This is a genomic window from Marinifilum breve, from assembly GCF_003202155.1.
Classification (GTDB): Bacteria; Bacteroidota; Bacteroidia; order Bacteroidales; family Marinifilaceae; genus Marinifilum; species Marinifilum breve.
In genome coordinates this window covers 214,130-230,291 of record NZ_QFLI01000008.1, presented here as the reverse complement: position 1 = coordinate 230,291, position 16,162 = coordinate 214,130, and the positions used below count along the sequence as shown (strand labels likewise).

Sequence of the window (16,162 nt, the reverse complement as noted above, 5' to 3'; positions counted from 1 at the left end):
CTATAAATACTTAATCATTAAGCTAAATCTTTAAAATATGAGATCAACAGCTTGTTTGATAATGGGTGTATTCTGTCTTCTTTTTTCTTCATGCAACTTTAACAAAAGAGATAAATCCAAGCAAAATAATGCAATAAAAGAGTATCAATTGGTGTGGTCTGATGAATTCGATTATAAAGGATTACCAGACTCTGCAAAATGGATTTACGATACAGAAGGAAACAGTAACGGTTGGGGAAATAATGAATTGCAACATTACACTCAAGACAGAAAAGAAAACGCATGGGTCGAGAATGGAGTGCTTCACATTACCGCACTTCAGGAAAGTATAGAAGGTAAGGACTATTCATCTGCCAGATTGAACTCCAAATCGGATTGGTTGCATGGAAAAATTGAGGTAAGAGCAAAACTTCCCAATGGAAGAGGCACTTGGCCTGCAATTTGGATGATGCCAGGAGACTGGTCATTCCAAGATGGAAACTGGCCGGATATAGGTGAGATTGATATCATGGAACATGTTGGGCATGATAAAGGAGTAATTCATGCATCTGCTCATTCAAAAGATTATCAGTGGCAAAAAGGAACGCAGCAAACTGCAATTATTAATATTCCCGATGCGACTGAAAATTTTCACTCATACATACTGGAATGGTCTGAAGATATCATGAAATGTTATGTAGATGAGCAATTGTTTTTCGAGTACAAAAATGAAGGCCTTGGAGAATCAAAATGGCCTTACACCAAACCATTTTACCTGATTTTAAATGTTGCAGTTGGTGGTGCATGGGGAAGTGTAAAAGGAATTGATAAGGAAGCATTTCCACAAACAATGGAAGTAGACTTTGTAAGAGTATATCAAAAGAAATAATCATGAACTTAAAATATAGTGCTGCTGTTTCTTTAATTGTTGCCTTAGGAGGATTTCTAATGGGATTTGACGCGTCGGTAATTTCAGGCGTAGTTAAATTTATAGAACCTCAGTTCGACCTTAGCAAAATTCAGTTGGGTTGGGCTGTGAGCTGTTTGACTCTTACCGCAACTTTGGCCATGATGTTGGCTGGCCCTGTTAGTGATAGGTTTGGAAGAAGATCAGTATTAAAATGTGCAGCAGCATTATATTTTATTTCAGCTTTAGGATCAGCCATAGCCCCTAATTTTACAATGTTGGTTTTGGCAAGAATGATTGGAGGAATTGGAGTTGGCGCATCGCTGATTATTGCTCCAATGTACATTGCCGAAATCGCCCCTCCAAAACTTAGGGGAACTATGGTATCCTTTAACCAACTTAATATTGTACTGGGAATATCAGTTGCATTTTTTACCAATTACATGATTTTACAATTGGGTAAATCAAATGAAAACTGGGGCACCTGGCTGCAGTTCGATGCTTATAATTGGAGATGGATGTTAGGACTGGAAGCGATTCCTGCCTTCCTCTATTTTTTCCTCTTGTTTTTTGTGCCAAGAAGTCCACGTTGGTTAGCTATGAACGGATTGGATGATGAAGCCCTTGATGTGATGAAAAAGGCATTAGGTGAATCAGAGGCAAAGAAACAGTTGGTAAACATTGCAAGAAGTATTCAATCATCGAAAAATAAGGAGAGAATCTCTGTAAAGGAGTTGTTCAAACCATCTTTAAAGTTGGTTCTCATTATTGGTGTTGTAATTGCTATTACACAGCAAATTACGGGAATTAACTCAGTGTTCTTTTATGCTCCTATGATATTTGAACAAACTGGTATTGGAACTGATGCCTCATTTTCACAAGCCATTTTGGTTGGATTAACCAACCTAGTATTTACTCTTTTTGCAATTTGGTTGATCGACAGAGTAGGCAGAAAACCACTTCTGATTTATGGTTTGTTTGGGATTGCAGTATCCATGTTTGTATTATCAGCAAGTTTTGGAGATGCAACCTATCAATTAAGTAAAAAGAGCATATCGGAATGTTCAGACTTTGTGGAACCTTCCCAATTAAAAGAAATTGAAAATGTTGTATTCGAAAGTGATATCGAATTCAATAAAGCATTATTGAGTAGTGTTGGTGAACAGACATTTAAAGAACACCAATCAGAATTTATCGCAAAAGCAATCAGCATCAACCCATGGTTGGTACTGACAGGAATTATAGGCTTTGTAGCCTCTTTTGCGATTTCTATCGGACCTGTTATGTGGGTCTTGTTTTCAGAACTTTTTCCAAATCGGGTAAGAGGGTTGGCCATCTCATTTGTAGGGCTGATCAACTCGGGAATAAGTTTCGTTGTACAGTTGGCTTTCCCTTGGGAGCAAATGAACCTGGGAAATGCGACTACCTTTTTAATTTATGGAATATTTGGTGCATTGGGTCTTGTGTTTGTGATCGTAATGCTGCCTGAAACCAAGGGAAAATCCCTTGAAGAATTGGAAGTAATTCTGATTAAAGAATAGGAACAGATTGAATCCTTTAGGGATTTATTATATAAAACTCAGAAGTTTTTGTTGAAAGAAATTGAAGTTGAATCTAGTTAGGTTAAAATGAAGAAGAGTAACATTTATCTGGGAAACACAAATTTGAATTGCAGCGGGGCTGAGATTAAAGGAGAATTTGTAGAACTAAATAATGAGAAGTTTTACAAGATTAGCAATTCTGACCAAATGGCAGACTTCTTTATGAGTATTGTTAGTGATTCGGATCACTGGATGTTCATATCAAGTAATGGTTCATTATCGGCAGGTAGAAAGAATCGCGATAATGCATTATTTCCTTATTACACTGTTGATAAGATTCATGATTTTAAGGGTATTACAGGAAGTAAAACTTTGTTTTTGGTTGAGAAAGAAGAAAAAACTTTTCTATGGGAACCATTTGCAAAGAATTTGAACGAAGTATATAAAATTCAAAGAAATCTATATAAAAGTATCTATGGCAACAAGATCATTTTTGAAGAGGTGAATCTTGATTTGGGAATCGAATTCCAGTATGCTTGGTACAATTCAGAAAAGTTTGGATTTGTTCGTAAATCGAAAGTAAAAAACATTAGCGGAAATAAGCTAAATGCAGAAGTTCTTGATGGAATTCAAAACATTATTCCATATGGGTTCGATTATGCATTTCAGAGTGAATACAGCAATCTACTTGATGCTTATAAAAAGAATGAACTCATACCAGCATCGGGTTTGGGTTTATTCATGTTGAGCTCAATTCCGGTTGATAGAGCAGAGCCAAGTGAGTCATTAAAATGCACTACTGTATGGTCTGCAGGATTGCAAAACAAGAAAATCTTACTTTCGGCAAAACAGGAACAGAATTTCATAAAAGGTTTGAATCTTGAAACAGAAGTTGATGTGAGAGCAACTCGTGGTGCTTACATGTTGAATTCTGAATTGGAATTGTCGACAAGTGAATCGGAAGAGTGGATGATTGTCGCTGAGATTAATCAGGATAGCTCTGCAGTTTCGAACCTAAATGAGTTCATTAAAAATGACACGAATCTGCTAATCGCTATCGATGAAGACATTCAATTGGGAACAGAAAATTTGATTCAAATTGTTGCTGACGCAGATGGTTTACAGTCTGGAAAAGATGATTTGTGTACTGCTCGTCATTTTTCGAATACCATGTTTAATGCAATGCGTGGTGGAATTTTCATTGACTCATACAATATTAATAGTGCAGATTTAGCTTTGTTTGTGAAGCAATCGAATTCTAAAATTTATTCAGAATTTAATAGCTGGTTGAATGAATTGCCTAAAGAAATATCATATAATGAATTGCTTGATAAGGTAAGTATAGTGGCTAATTCTGATTTGCAAAGAATCTGCTTGGAATACTTGCCATTAACATTTAGTCGTCGCCATGGCGATCCAAGTCGCCCATGGAATCAGTTTTCTATTGAAACAAAAAATGAGGATGGTAGTCCGAAGTTAAACTACCAAGGAAATTGGAGAGATATATTCCAAAACTGGGAAGCTTTGGCTTGGTCATTTCCTGAGTATTTGGAAGGAATGATTAGCAAATTTGTGAATGCCTCTACTGCCGATGGCTACAACCCATATCGAATTACCCGTGAAGGAATCGATTGGGAATGTCCCGATCCGGAGGATCCATGGGCATACATTGGCTATTGGGGAGATCACCAAATTATCTATTTGCAGAAACTATTGGAACTAAGCAATGACTTCCACCCAGGAAAGCTGGATGAGTTGTTGGGTAAAGAGATATTTGTGTATGCAAATGTACCTTACCGAATTAAAGCTTACGATCAGATTGTTAAAAATCCACAGGATACCATTGGGTTTGATTTTGATCTGAACAAAGAAATAAAGGCAAATTACAAAGAGATTGGAGCTGATGCTTTCTTGTTGAAGCAGGGTAGCGAAATATACAGGGTAAACCTGATGGAGAAAATCTTGGTGACATTGCTAAGTAAATTAAGCAATTTTATTCCTGAAGCAGGGATCTGGCTGAATACTCAACGTCCGGAATGGAACGATGCAAACAATGCATTGGTAGGGAATGGTGTTTCCATGGTAACCCTATATTACTTGCGTAGATTCTTGAAGTTTTGGACCGAAAAGTTGACTCAATTATCAGTTGAAGAAATTAGTGTTTCGGCAGAAGTAAAATCGTTATTGGATAAGGTATTTAAACTGTTCAATGAGAAATCAAATTTATTGAATACTGGTTTTACCAACAAGGAAAGAAAGTATTTTGCCGATATACTTGGTTTGGCAGGAACAGAATATAGAGAAGCGATTTATACGAATTCGTTCTCAGGAGAGCGAAATTCGGTTAAAGTTGCAGATTTGGTAGAATTTACCAGCTTGGCAATGTCCTATATGGATCAGTCGATTCGTGTAAATAAGCGAGAAGATAAACTGTATCATGCCTACAACCTGATTTCAATTTCAGATGAAGAAATATCGATTCGCTATTTGTATGAAATGCTGGAAGGTCAGGTAGCTGTATTGAGTTCTGGATATTTATCGGCAGAAGAAAGCCTGGAAGTACTGGATGCTTTAAAGGCGAGTTCTTTATTCCGTGAAGATCAGTTTAGTTATATTTTGTATCCTGATAGACAGTTGGCAAGGTTTACCGAGAAGAATAATATTTCAAAGGAACAAGTAGCAAAATCAGCTTTACTTCAGAAATTAATTGAAGATAAAAATACTGCACTAGTTTCCGCTGATCAATCAGGAAGTTGTCATTTTAATGGTAATATTCGAAATACCGAGGTGCTGAATGGAATTCTTGATGGATTAAATTCTGAATATAAAGAATTGGTAAATGCTGATAGAGATCTTGTACTAAATGCTTATGAAAGCATGTTCGATCATCAGTCTTTTACAGGAAGATCAGGAACATTCTATGGTTATGAAGGATTAGGAAGTATCTACTGGCATATGGTTTCGAAACTGCTTCTTGCCGCCCAAGAAAATTTCTTCCTGGCAACCGACGAGAATTTAAGTCCAGAGTTGATTGGTAGATTGAAGGAACATTATTACGAAATCAAAGCTGGTATTGGAATCTACAAATCGCCAGATTTGTATGGTGCTTTCCCAACCGATGCTTATTCTCATACTCCTGGAAATGCGGGAGTCAAGCAACCAGGAATGACTGGGCAGGTGAAGGAAGACTTTATCTCGAGAATGGGAGAGCTGGGTATCCGTATCGATCAGGGGAAAATTGTTTTTGATTTGCCTTTGTTGAATGAGAAGGAGGTTCTTGAGAATTCTGAAGTGTTTACCTACTACGATCTTCAAAATGCAAAGCAAATTATTGAATTGGATAAGGGACAATTGGCATTAACATTTTGCAAGGTTCCGGTTGTATTCTCTAATGGTTCAATTTCTGAGATTAAAATTATATATAAAGATGGATCGAGCACTTTGATCACTGGTAATGTCATCGATGAAAATATCAGTTCATCAATATTTAGAAGAGAAGATTCAGTAAGAAGAATCGATTATACAATGTCTAAAAAATAACAAATAAACAATCGGTGTGCTTGCAGTGATTTGTGAGCACGCGGATAAACTTTAACCTTTTAAGCCTAAACCTATGTCTGTAAGAAGTGAATATTTAATGTCCTTGGCAGGGGTTGATCTTGAAGACAAGAGCCAAGATGAAATACGAGCGCTATACTATCAGTATTTAAATAGAGGTATGCATGGTATCTGTTTCAGTCCATATATGGAAGGACAAGAACCGGGAACCCAGATTAGCGAGGAGCAGATTCGCCGAAGAATGGAAATTGTGAGTCCTCATACCAAGTGGATTCGATCTTTTTCATGTACTGAAGGAAATGAATTGATTCCTAAGGTAGCCAAGGAATTTGGACTGAAAACCATGGTAGGAGCCTGGTTGGGGAAATATCAAAGCATTAACGAAAACGAAATTGAAGGAATCATTGAAGTTGCAAAAGCTGGTTATGCAGATATTGTAGCTGTTGGTAATGAGGTTTTGTATCGTGAAGATTTAACGGAAGAAGAACTTCTGAAATATATCTACCGAGTGAAGGAAGAACTTCCTGGTGTTCCTGTTGCATATGTGGATGCATATTATGAATTCGCCAATCGACCTAAGGTTACTGAAGTTTGTGATGTGATCCTTGCCAACTGCTATCCATTCTGGGAAGGTTGTAGTCTCGAAAATTCATACCTGTACATGAAAGACATGTACAATCGTGCATTTAGAGCCGGAGCAGGAAAAAAGGTGATTATCTCGGAAACGGGTTGGCCAAATGTTGGAGAACCATTTCATGGAGCGGAACCTTCGCAGGAAAATGCGATGAAGTACTTCATTCAATCTCAAAATTGGTCAAAAGAAGAAGATATAGAGATATTCTACTTCTCGTCATTCGACGAAGAATGGAAAACATCAGACGAAGGTGATGTAGGTGCTTATTGGGGAATTTGGGATAAGAATGAGAAGTTGAAATTCTAATTCGTGTACTTACGAAGAAGGCTAAGTAAATAGTTAATGAAGAAGATTACAGAACAACTAAATATAAAATTTGACAAGGCAATTTGTTACTCAGGATTTAGAGAGGGACAAAGTCCGGATGCAGGTATTTTTCCTAGCTATGAGCAGATCAAAGAAGATCTGTTAATATTGCAAGGACACTGGAAATACCTCAGGCTTTATGCTTGCGATGAACAAACTGATACTGTGCTTGAGGTAATAAAAAATGAGAAGCTTGATTTCCAGGTGATGCTAGGCGCTTACATTGGTGCCGAAATGAACAATTTTGCCTGTCCTTGGGGAGGAGTTTACTCCGAAGGACAATTGATTGCCAATAAGGAACACAATATCAATCAAGTTGAGAAATTAATCAAACTGGCAAATCAATATGCTGACATCGTTTTTGCACTTTCCGCAGGAAATGAGGCTACTGTAAATTGGACAGATCACTATGTTCCAGTTGAAAGTGTAATTAGATATGTGAAAATCATAAAGAAAGGTACCAAGCAGCCAGTTACATTCTGCGAAAATTATGTGCCTTGGCTCGATCATATCAAGGATCTTGTAGATGTCGTGGATTTTATTTCTATTCATACTTACCCGGTTTGGGAATACAAGAATATTCATGAAGCCTTAGACTACACCAAACAAAACTATTACAGCATAGCCGAAAAATATCCACACAAACCGGTGGTAATTACCGAGGCGGGATGGGCTACTAATTCAAATGGACGAGGAATTGACCCTGAAAATGTAAGCGAAGATTTTCAAAGTATTTACTACCAGGATTTGATGAGATGGACAGAGGAAGAAGAGATACTCTGCTTTTATTTTGAAGCTTTTGATGAATCATGGAAAGGTTCACCTGAGCCAATGGAACCTGAAAAACATTGGGGTTTATTCAAGTTCGATAGGAAACCAAAGAAAGTAATGGAAGATCAATTTGCAGAACTAATGAAGGCTTAACAATTAATAGAAATGAAAAACTCTAGCATTAAAAATATTTCAGTACTGATTTGTATTACGATAGGCTTGTTCTCTTGTAAGAATGCTGCCAAGAAATCGGAAGTAAACATTCAGGAACAAGCAAAGCAGAATATGGAAATCAAACAAGAGAAAGCAGATCTTTTAGGTGGAACTTCATGGGCTGTGGCCTACTCTGGATTTCGCAGTGGACAACATCCTGATAGGGGAAATGGCGCGGTAAATCCCAGTGATGAGGAAGTACTGGAAGATTTACAAATCATTTCGAAAGATTCACTGTTCAACTTGATCAGGTTGTATGATTGTGGCGAAAATTCACAGGCAGTTCTAAGAATTATTGAAGAAAATCAGCTGAACATTAAAGTGATGTTAGGAGTTTGGTTAAAGGCAGAGTTAAGCGCACATGAAACCTGTTCGTGGCTTAATGAGCCAATCTCTCAGGAAGTATTGGATAAAAACATGATACTGAACCAGGAAGAAATTCAAAGAGGAATTGCTTTAGCCAATAAATATCCGGAAACAATAATTGCCCTGAATGTTGGTAATGAGTCATTGGTTGAATGGAACGACCATAAAGTTGATACCGATTCTATTATTTCCTATGTGAAAAGAGTGCAGAAAAAGATTCAGCAGCCAGTAACTGTTGCCGATAACTATGAATGGTGGGTTAAAAGTGGACAGGAATTGGCCAAGGTTGTAGACTTTGTTTCAATTCATGTGTATCCAGTTTGGGAAGGAAAAGATATTGATGAAGGTATGTCATATACCATTCAGAATGTGCAGGATGTTCGAAATGCATTTCCCGATAGCAAACTTGTGATTACAGAAGCTGGATGGGCAAGTATTGCTACTGAATTTGGAGAAAGAGCTAGTGAAGAGAAGCAGGAACGTTACTATCAGGAGTTGAATAAGTGGTCGAAGGAAATGAACATTACCACTTTCTTTTTCGAGGCTTTCGACGAAGATTGGAAAGGTGAAACAGCCAATCCTTTAGGAGCTGAAAAGCACTGGGGAATATTCACAGTTGACCGCAAACCTAAAAAGGTAATGCAGGCCCTTTATCCTGAGCTTTAAAAATAAGTGGAAGTATCACACTCAATTCATAATTCTTAATTCGTAATTCAAAAAATATGGCACCTTATAAAACAGCAGCAGAAGATAAAGTTCCTTTTGGACAGAAAGCAGCTTACGGAGCAGGGCAATTAACAATCAATCTTTATCCAGCAGCCCTGGGCGTTTTTATGTTCTACCTGATCTATGGTTTTAAAATGGATCCTGTTTTAGCCGGTTTGTTGTCTGCTTTACCAAAATTTTTCGATGCTCTGATAGATCCAATTATGGGTTATATCTCAGATAATACTCGTACTCGTTGGGGAAGAAGAAAGCCTTATGTGTTGTTGGGAAGTATCATTACAGGAATCGCTTTTATGGTGCTTTGGCAATTGCATCCTGAAAATTCACAGACTTATAATTTCATTTACTTTTTAGTACTATCCATCATTTTCTTCCTGGCCTTTACCATATATTCTACGCCATTTATTGGTTTAGGATATGAAATGACACCAGATTACAACGAACGAACCCGTTTAATGGCGGTAGGGCAGTTTTTTGGTCAGATGGCCTGGATGATTGCTCCATGGTTCTGGATCATGATTGGAAACTCAGATCTGTTTTTTGAGGAATCGACAACGGGAGTTAGGGTTTTATCTGTGTGGGTTGGAGGTGCAAGTATCATTTTGGGTGCACTGCCAGCACTGTTTTGTAAAGAACTTAAATTGCCTGACTTGGAAGGTGAATCCAAGTTAAGTATGAAGAAATTAGCATCAAACCTTAAAGAATTTTGGACAGCAATTGTACAAACCTTAACCTGTAAGCCATTCGTTAAATTATGCGGAGCAACATTTTTAGTATTTAATGGTTTTCAGACAATTGCACAGTTCTCCTATTTCATTATTCTTTATTATTTGTTTGATGGTAGCATAAGTGCTGCAGGATCTTGGCCACCTTGGTTTAGTACTGTCAACGCTGCTTGTACTGCATTTCTGATCATACCAATTGTAACTCGTCTTTCAACAAAATTTGGGAAAAGAAAGGCCTTCATCATTTCCACTTTGCTTTCTATTGTGGGATACATACTGAAATGGTGGGGATTTAATCCAGCAAATCCATGGTTAATGTTTATTCCATTGCCATTAATATCATTCGGAATTGGTGGTTTGTTTACTCTAATGATGTCGATGACTGCAGATGTTTGTGATTTGGATGAGTTGAATAATGGAACTCGACGTGAGGGAATGTTTGGTGCCGTGTATTGGTTGATGGTGAAATTGGGTAATGCTCTTGCATTTTTGGTAAGTGGTGTAGCTTTAAAAATGGTTGGTTTCGATCAAAATGCAACGATTCAAACGGCAGAATCCTTGACTAACCTAAGGTTAGCAGATATTATTATTCCGATATTTTTTGCTCTTATTGCCATTTGGATGATGATGAAGTATAGCATTTCGGAAGAGCGAGCACTTGAAATTCGAAAGGCATTAATTGCACGAAGAGGAAAGGTAAAACACTAAATAAAACATTAGAAGCAATCATGAAACTGAATTATATATTTGGGATTTTTATAAGCATTACTGTCATGGCTTGTAATTCAAAAGATAAAAATTTGTCTGTTGAGGTTTATGAAACATCGGCAGCTGGGAATAAACTTCAAAAAGTTGAAGCTGTAGAAATTAAGGAAGCAGTTGTTACAATTGCTATAAAACCGGAACAGAAATTCCAGGAAATTATAGGTTTTGGAGGCTCATTTACTGAGTCGACTGCCTATTTGATGAATCAAATCGGTGAGGAAAATCGAAAACTGATTTTAGATGCCTATTTTGGTGAAAAGGGAGCAAGGTATTCATTGACTAGAACTCATATTAATTCCTGTGATTTTTCGCTGAGTAATTACTCTTATGCCTCGGTAGAAGGAGATAAGGAGCTAAAGCATTTTTCTATTGATGAAGATCGTGATGATATTATTCCAATGATAAAGGATGCAATGGCTGTTTCTAAAGATGGATTTAAAATCATGTCATCGCCATGGACTGCACCTGTTTGGATGAAGGACAATAAGGATTGGAAAGGTGGAAAATTATTGCCTGAATATTACGATACCTGGGCATTGTTCTTCTCGAAGTATATTAACGAGTACAAGAAAGAGGGAATTGATATCTGGGCCTTGACAGTTGAAAATGAGCCATTGGGCAATGATTACAATTGGGAGAGTATGCACTATACTCCTGAGGAAATGGTTGATTTTGTTAGTAATCACTTAGGACCCAAACTAAAGGCCGACGGACATGATGTTAAGGTGTTGGGTTACGATCAGAATCGTGATGAGTTGAAAGAGTGGGCTGATGTGATGTACAAAGATGAAGAATCTTCAAAATACTTTGATGGTATGGCGATTCATTGGTATGCGAGAACTTATGACTATATGCCTGACGTTTTACAATACACCCATGAAAAAGCACCTAATAAATTGATGATACAATCGGAGGCATGTGTTGATGCAGAAGTACCACATTGGAATGATGATGCATGGTACTGGAAAAAAGAAGCAACCGATTGGGGCTGGGACTGGGCTCCTGAAGAGCAAAAGCATCTGCATCCAAAATATGTTCCGGTATATCGTTACGCACGAGATATTATTGGCTGTTTAAACAATTGGGTACAAGGATGGATCGATTGGAATATGGTGCTTGACACTCAAGGTGGTCCAAACTGGGCAAATAACTGGTGTTTGGCTCCTGTTATTGTAGATCCTAAAATAGATGAGGTGTACTTTACTCCAATGTACTATACTTTGGCACATTTTAGTAAATATATTCGTCCGGGAGCCACACGAATTGGTTTTGAATTGGATGATGATGATTTGATGGTTACCGCGGCTCAAAATCCAGATGGATCGATTGCTGTGGTGGTATTGAATATGGAAGAGAAAGCCAAAGCTATGAAATTAGTTTTGGGTGAAAAAGAAACTACTTTCAAAATTGATGCACAAGCCATTCAAACAATTGTCATTCATAGTGAAAAATAAATGAATCATGCTAGCTATGAATAGATTTCTTTGTATTGCCTTTTTAATGATGTGCATTTCTTGCAGCCAAAGGGAAAATATTGTTTCAATATCAGGTAGAAAAATTGTTCTTAATGATTCTCCTTATATTATTAAAGGGATTTGTTATCACCCTGTTTCAAAGGGAAGTAGTCAACGTAGCTTCGAAACTCTGACACAAGATTTGGACTTGATGAATGAAGCTGGTATCAATACAATCCGTTTGTATTCTCCGATAGATGATAAAGCAGTACTTGACGAGATTCACCAAGCGGGAATAAAAGTAATCGTAGGTTTTGGTTACAATCAGAATGGATATTTCGATATTCTGTCAGGGAGTTTTATAGATTATATCACCAAATATAAATCTCATCCAGCCATTTTGTTTTGGGAATTGGGAAACGAATACAATTATCACCCAGAGTGGTTCGAAGGCGACATGGCAAATTGGTATCATGCTTTAAATCATGCAGCAAAAAAAGTTCATGCTATTGATGATCAACATCCGGTTGCTACGGCACATGGGGAACTTCCTGATTCATTAGCCATGTCTATTTGTACGGACATTGATATTTGGGGAATGAATGTATACCGCTGGGATGATCCAACAGGTGTTTTCACAGAGTGGAAAGCCATTAGCGATAAACCAATGTATTTATCCGAAGCAGGAGCCGATAGTTACATGACCATTTCTAAATTAGGTTATAAACAAGGAGAGAACCAAGTGGCACAAGCGGATGCTACTGAGAAAATCTTGACATCCATTTTTGAGCATAAGGATATTTGTGCAGGAGTTGCCTTGTTTGCCTTTGCTGATGAATTCTGGAAGGCAGGAAATTCTAATACTCAAGACCCCGGAGGGTGGGCTCCTAACAGCAGTGGAGTACCTTATGATGGAGCTCCAAATGAAGAGTACTGGGGAATTGTGGATATTGAGAGAAACAAGAAGGATGCTTTTTATATTGTGAAAGAGCAATACAAAGAATCAAAAAGATAAAGTCAATACGACATCAAATGTTATTTAACGTTTTATGTCTTGTGTTCAAAATTAACTCTGAATAAAAATTATTAACAGCGATGAACAAAGCAGATGCAAAACTTTCGCTAAAGGAAAAAATTGGGTACAGTTTAGGAGATACAGCTTCACATTTTGTATGGGATATGGTTGGATTCTGGATCCTGATATTCTACACCGATACTTTTGGAATCTCGGCAGCTGCTGCAGGAACCATTATGCTAATTGCGCGTTTTTGGGATATGATTAGCGACCCTGTAATGGGAATTATTGCAGACAGAACAACAACCAGATGGGGAAAATTTAGACCCTATATATTATGGATGGCCGTTCCTTATAGTGTTTTAGCAGTTTTAACCTTTACAACCCCAAATTTGGGGCCGACAGGTAAAGTAATTTATGCAGGAACAACATATTTTCTTTTGATGACAGTTTTCACGGCAATCAATTTGCCATACTCATCTTTAGGAGCTGTAATGACTTCCGATTCTTACGAGCGTGCAGGTTTGAATTCTTATCGTTTCATTTTCGCATTCATAGGACAATTTATTGTTTCAGGTACAGCATTATCCCTTGCATTGTATTTTGGAGGCGGCGATACTGCAAAAGGATACCAATATACATTAATGCTGTTTGGAGGTATTAGTTTGATATTGTTTCTAATCACGTTTAAAACTACGAAAGAAAGAGTTCAACCACCCAAAGACCAGAAGGAAAACCTAAAAGAGGATATTCGTAACCTATTTAAAAACAAGCCTTGGGTAATCCTGTTTTTAGTTGGCATCATCTCCTTTATCATGTTTGCCATGCAGAACTTATCTATTGCCTATTATTTCAAATACTATATTGGTAATGAGGAAAATGTCCAGTTATTCAATGTGATTGGAACAGTGGCGCTTATTGTAGCAATACCGTTTTCAAAACCATTGGCTCAAAAATTTGGTAAGAGAAATGTGTTCTTGGCTAGTTCATTATTGTCTGGATTTTTCTTCATTTGCCTTTATATCCCTTCTTCCGATAATCTGTTTCTGATTTATACCTTTAATATTTTTGCGAAAATAGCTTATGCACCGGCAGTTCCTTTGTTATGGACCATGTTGGCCGATACTGCAGATTATTCAGAATGGAAATCGGGCCGCAGGGCAACCGGCTTGGTGTTTTCAGCAGCTACCTTTGCACAAAAAGCAGGTTGGGGTGTTGGAGGTGCCTTGGCGGGTTGGTTGCTTGCGGTATTTCAGTTTACCCCAAATGTAGAGCAGACAGAAACAGCCATTACCGGAATTAAATTGATGATTTCTGTATTCCCCGGTATCCTCTACATGTCATGTGCGATATTGTTGTATTATTATACAATTGATCATGAAACTTGCGAACGAATGAAAAGAGATTTGGATGCTAGAAGATTAAATGGATAGAATTATTTTTTCTGTGAATTGTGTAAGGCTTTCGAATAGAAAGCCTTTTGTTTTATATGCGATATCTGGTTTGCTTAAAATTAGTTTACGAAATAAAAATCATAAATCGTTCTTCTCCCATTTTTTCTAGTTTTGCAAGCTGTTTTAATGAATTTAAAAATTATACTCTGTGAAACGTACATTATCTTTTTTATTTATTCTTTTTTCTATTTCTGGAAAAGCTCAATATTGGTTGCCAAAATCATCTGGTGAAATTGTGAAACACAAATATTATACACTTAGTTATAATGAAGAAGAAGAGCAAGCAAACTGGGTTGCCTACAAACTGACAAGTAAAATGATTCAAGGTCAGGCAGAACGAAAAAATAATTTCAAAGCAGATCCTAAAGTCACAACTGGCTCTGCAAGTTTAGCTGATTACAAGGGTTCTGGTTACGATCGCGGACATCTTTGTCCGGCAGCATCAATGAAAATCGATCAACAGGCTATGAGTGAAAGTTTCTACATGAGTAACATGTCTCCTCAAGTTCCAGCTTTTAATAGAGGAAAATGGAAAAGTTTGGAAGCTAAGGTCAGAAAGCTAACACTTAAAAATGATTCGCTCTATGTAGTTTCAGGACCTGTTTTTAAGAATAATCAAGGTGAAATTGGTCAAAATAAAGTTTCTGTGCCAGGCTATTATTTTAAAGTGATCTATTTTCCTCGCCAAAAGAAAACATTAGCTTACTTGTTGCCTAATCGAAAAATAGAAAAAGAAATTGATGCATTTATTGTGCCTTTGGATAGTATCCGAAGCTTTTCAAATGTCTATTTTAAGGGATTTAATCATACTCTTTAAAAATGAGTTTAGATATTTCTGATTACTTAAACTGCTTCAATTGTTGGAGCAGTTTTTTGTTTTTAAAGGCAAATGCACACTCATCCAAAACAATCGGTTTTCAACTTAAACTTGCATTTTGTAATAATTTAAGAAGATTCAGGATTGTTTTGAATACAAGGGAAAACTATAAATTACTACAAAATTCAGAATTAGAAATCTTTTTCTAAATTTGAATTCGAGAAAATAGTCTATGACAAATCTAAACAACCCATTGTATTCGAAATTAAAGGCTGGAAATAAAAGTGCTTTTCAAGAATTGTTTGAGGAGTATTATACTTCTATGTATTTCTATGCTTGTAAGTTTGTAGATGATGATTTGGCAAGGGATTTAGTTCATGACGTATTTATGATATTTTGGCAGAACAAAGAAAATATTACAATTAAATCCTCTTTATCTGCCTACCTCTTTAGAATGGTTCGCAATAAATGTCTTAAGGAGATTGAGAGGCAAAAAGTTAGAGACGATTATAATGCGGAATCATTAAATCTTGATGAGTTAGCTTATTATAACGATGGTATCAAAAGTATCATTGAATTAGAATTGGAAGAAAAGCTTAAAAAAGCTATGGACAAGATGCCTGATGGTTGTCGTCAGGTGTTTGTTATGAGTCGTTTTAATGGCCTAAAAAATAAAGAAATTGCTGAACAACTTGGAATTTCTGTGAAGGCAGTTGAAAAACAAATCACTAAATCACTAAAAATTCTAAGGCTTGAGCTAAAAGAATACCTTCCTTTATTGATGTACATATACTTTAATGGAAGAGATTTTTTATAAAATGATGTGTTCGAATTAGAATACAATAAAATTAGCCTTTCCCAATTGTTGATC

The 16,162-nt window shown here is 36.9% G+C and carries 12 protein-coding genes; all 12 read left to right on the top strand.

Annotated features, from left to right (window positions below; genetic code table 11):
- Positions 1 to 37: 37 nt before the first annotated feature.
- The 12 genes from DF185_RS17180 (at position 38) to DF185_RS17120 (ending at position 16,108) form a co-directional block, all read left to right on the top strand.
- Positions 38 to 868, top strand: a complete 831-nt coding sequence (locus DF185_RS17180) for a glycoside hydrolase family 16 protein (protein ID WP_243421790.1) — start codon at positions 38 to 40, stop codon at positions 866 to 868.
- A gap of 2 nt (positions 869 to 870) precedes the next feature.
- Positions 871 to 2,427 carry a sugar porter family MFS transporter gene (locus DF185_RS17175; protein ID WP_110361990.1) on the top strand — a complete coding sequence of 519 codons (1,557 nt, stop codon included), beginning with the start codon at positions 871 to 873 and terminating at the stop codon, positions 2,425 to 2,427.
- A gap of 87 nt (positions 2,428 to 2,514) precedes the next feature.
- On the top strand, positions 2,515 to 5,967 hold the full coding sequence (locus DF185_RS17170) for a 1,3-beta-D-glucan phosphorylase, GH149 family (RefSeq protein WP_110361989.1): 3,453 nt from the start codon (positions 2,515 to 2,517) through the stop codon (positions 5,965 to 5,967).
- Positions 5,968 to 6,040: 73 nt separating this feature from the next.
- Positions 6,041 to 6,925 carry a glycoside hydrolase family 17 protein gene (locus tag DF185_RS17165; protein WP_110361988.1) on the top strand — a complete coding sequence of 295 codons (885 nt, stop codon included), beginning with the start codon at positions 6,041 to 6,043 and terminating at the stop codon, positions 6,923 to 6,925.
- 36 nt (positions 6,926 to 6,961) lie between these two features.
- On the top strand, positions 6,962 to 7,909 hold the full coding sequence (locus tag DF185_RS17160; protein WP_207784684.1) for a glycoside hydrolase family 17 protein: 948 nt from the start codon (positions 6,962 to 6,964) through the stop codon (positions 7,907 to 7,909).
- Positions 7,910 to 7,921: 12 nt separating this feature from the next.
- Positions 7,922 to 9,001, top strand: a complete 1,080-nt coding sequence (locus tag DF185_RS17155) for a glycosyl hydrolase family 17 protein (protein ID WP_110361987.1) — start codon at positions 7,922 to 7,924, stop codon at positions 8,999 to 9,001.
- 56 nt (positions 9,002 to 9,057) lie between these two features.
- Complete coding sequence (locus DF185_RS17150) at positions 9,058 to 10,494, top strand: MFS transporter (protein ID WP_110361986.1); 1,437 nt, start codon at positions 9,058 to 9,060, stop codon at positions 10,492 to 10,494.
- Between the two features lie 20 nt (positions 10,495 to 10,514).
- Entirely contained in the window at positions 10,515 to 12,005 is a 1,491-nt protein-coding gene (locus DF185_RS17145; protein ID WP_110361985.1) for a glycoside hydrolase family 30 protein, read from the top strand.
- Positions 12,006 to 12,021: 16 nt separating this feature from the next.
- Positions 12,022 to 13,020 (top strand): glycoside hydrolase family 2 TIM barrel-domain containing protein, encoded by a 999-nt coding sequence (locus tag DF185_RS17140; protein WP_207784683.1) that lies wholly within the window; start codon positions 12,022 to 12,024, stop codon positions 13,018 to 13,020.
- Positions 13,021 to 13,100: 80 nt separating this feature from the next.
- Positions 13,101 to 14,453 carry an MFS transporter gene (locus DF185_RS17135; RefSeq protein ID WP_110361983.1) on the top strand — a complete coding sequence of 451 codons (1,353 nt, stop codon included), beginning with the start codon at positions 13,101 to 13,103 and terminating at the stop codon, positions 14,451 to 14,453.
- Positions 14,454 to 14,622: 169 nt separating this feature from the next.
- On the top strand, positions 14,623 to 15,291 hold the full coding sequence (locus DF185_RS17130) for a DNA/RNA non-specific endonuclease (RefSeq protein ID WP_110361982.1): 669 nt from the start codon (positions 14,623 to 14,625) through the stop codon (positions 15,289 to 15,291).
- Positions 15,292 to 15,523: 232 nt separating this feature from the next.
- A complete protein-coding gene (locus tag DF185_RS17120; RefSeq protein ID WP_110361980.1) occupies positions 15,524 to 16,108 on the top strand; it encodes an RNA polymerase sigma-70 factor in 585 nt (194 codons plus the stop codon).
- The last annotated feature ends 54 nt before the right edge of the window (positions 16,109 to 16,162 follow it).

Coding starts and splice junctions, on each gene's coding strand:
- DF185_RS17180 (WP_243421790.1), top strand. CDS start 38: ATGAGATCAACAGCTTGTTTGATAATGGGTGTATTCTGTCTTCTTTTT.
- DF185_RS17175 (WP_110361990.1), top strand. CDS start 871: ATGAACTTAAAATATAGTGCTGCTGTTTCTTTAATTGTTGCCTTAGGA.
- DF185_RS17170 (WP_110361989.1), top strand. CDS start 2,515: ATGAAGAAGAGTAACATTTATCTGGGAAACACAAATTTGAATTGCAGC.
- DF185_RS17165 (WP_110361988.1), top strand. CDS start 6,041: ATGTCTGTAAGAAGTGAATATTTAATGTCCTTGGCAGGGGTTGATCTT.
- DF185_RS17160 (WP_207784684.1), top strand. CDS start 6,962: ATGAAGAAGATTACAGAACAACTAAATATAAAATTTGACAAGGCAATT.
- DF185_RS17155 (WP_110361987.1), top strand. CDS start 7,922: ATGAAAAACTCTAGCATTAAAAATATTTCAGTACTGATTTGTATTACG.
- DF185_RS17150 (WP_110361986.1), top strand. CDS start 9,058: ATGGCACCTTATAAAACAGCAGCAGAAGATAAAGTTCCTTTTGGACAG.
- DF185_RS17145 (WP_110361985.1), top strand. CDS start 10,515: ATGAAACTGAATTATATATTTGGGATTTTTATAAGCATTACTGTCATG.
- DF185_RS17140 (WP_207784683.1), top strand. CDS start 12,022: ATGAATAGATTTCTTTGTATTGCCTTTTTAATGATGTGCATTTCTTGC.
- DF185_RS17135 (WP_110361983.1), top strand. CDS start 13,101: ATGAACAAAGCAGATGCAAAACTTTCGCTAAAGGAAAAAATTGGGTAC.
- DF185_RS17120 (WP_110361980.1), top strand. CDS start 15,524: ATGACAAATCTAAACAACCCATTGTATTCGAAATTAAAGGCTGGAAAT.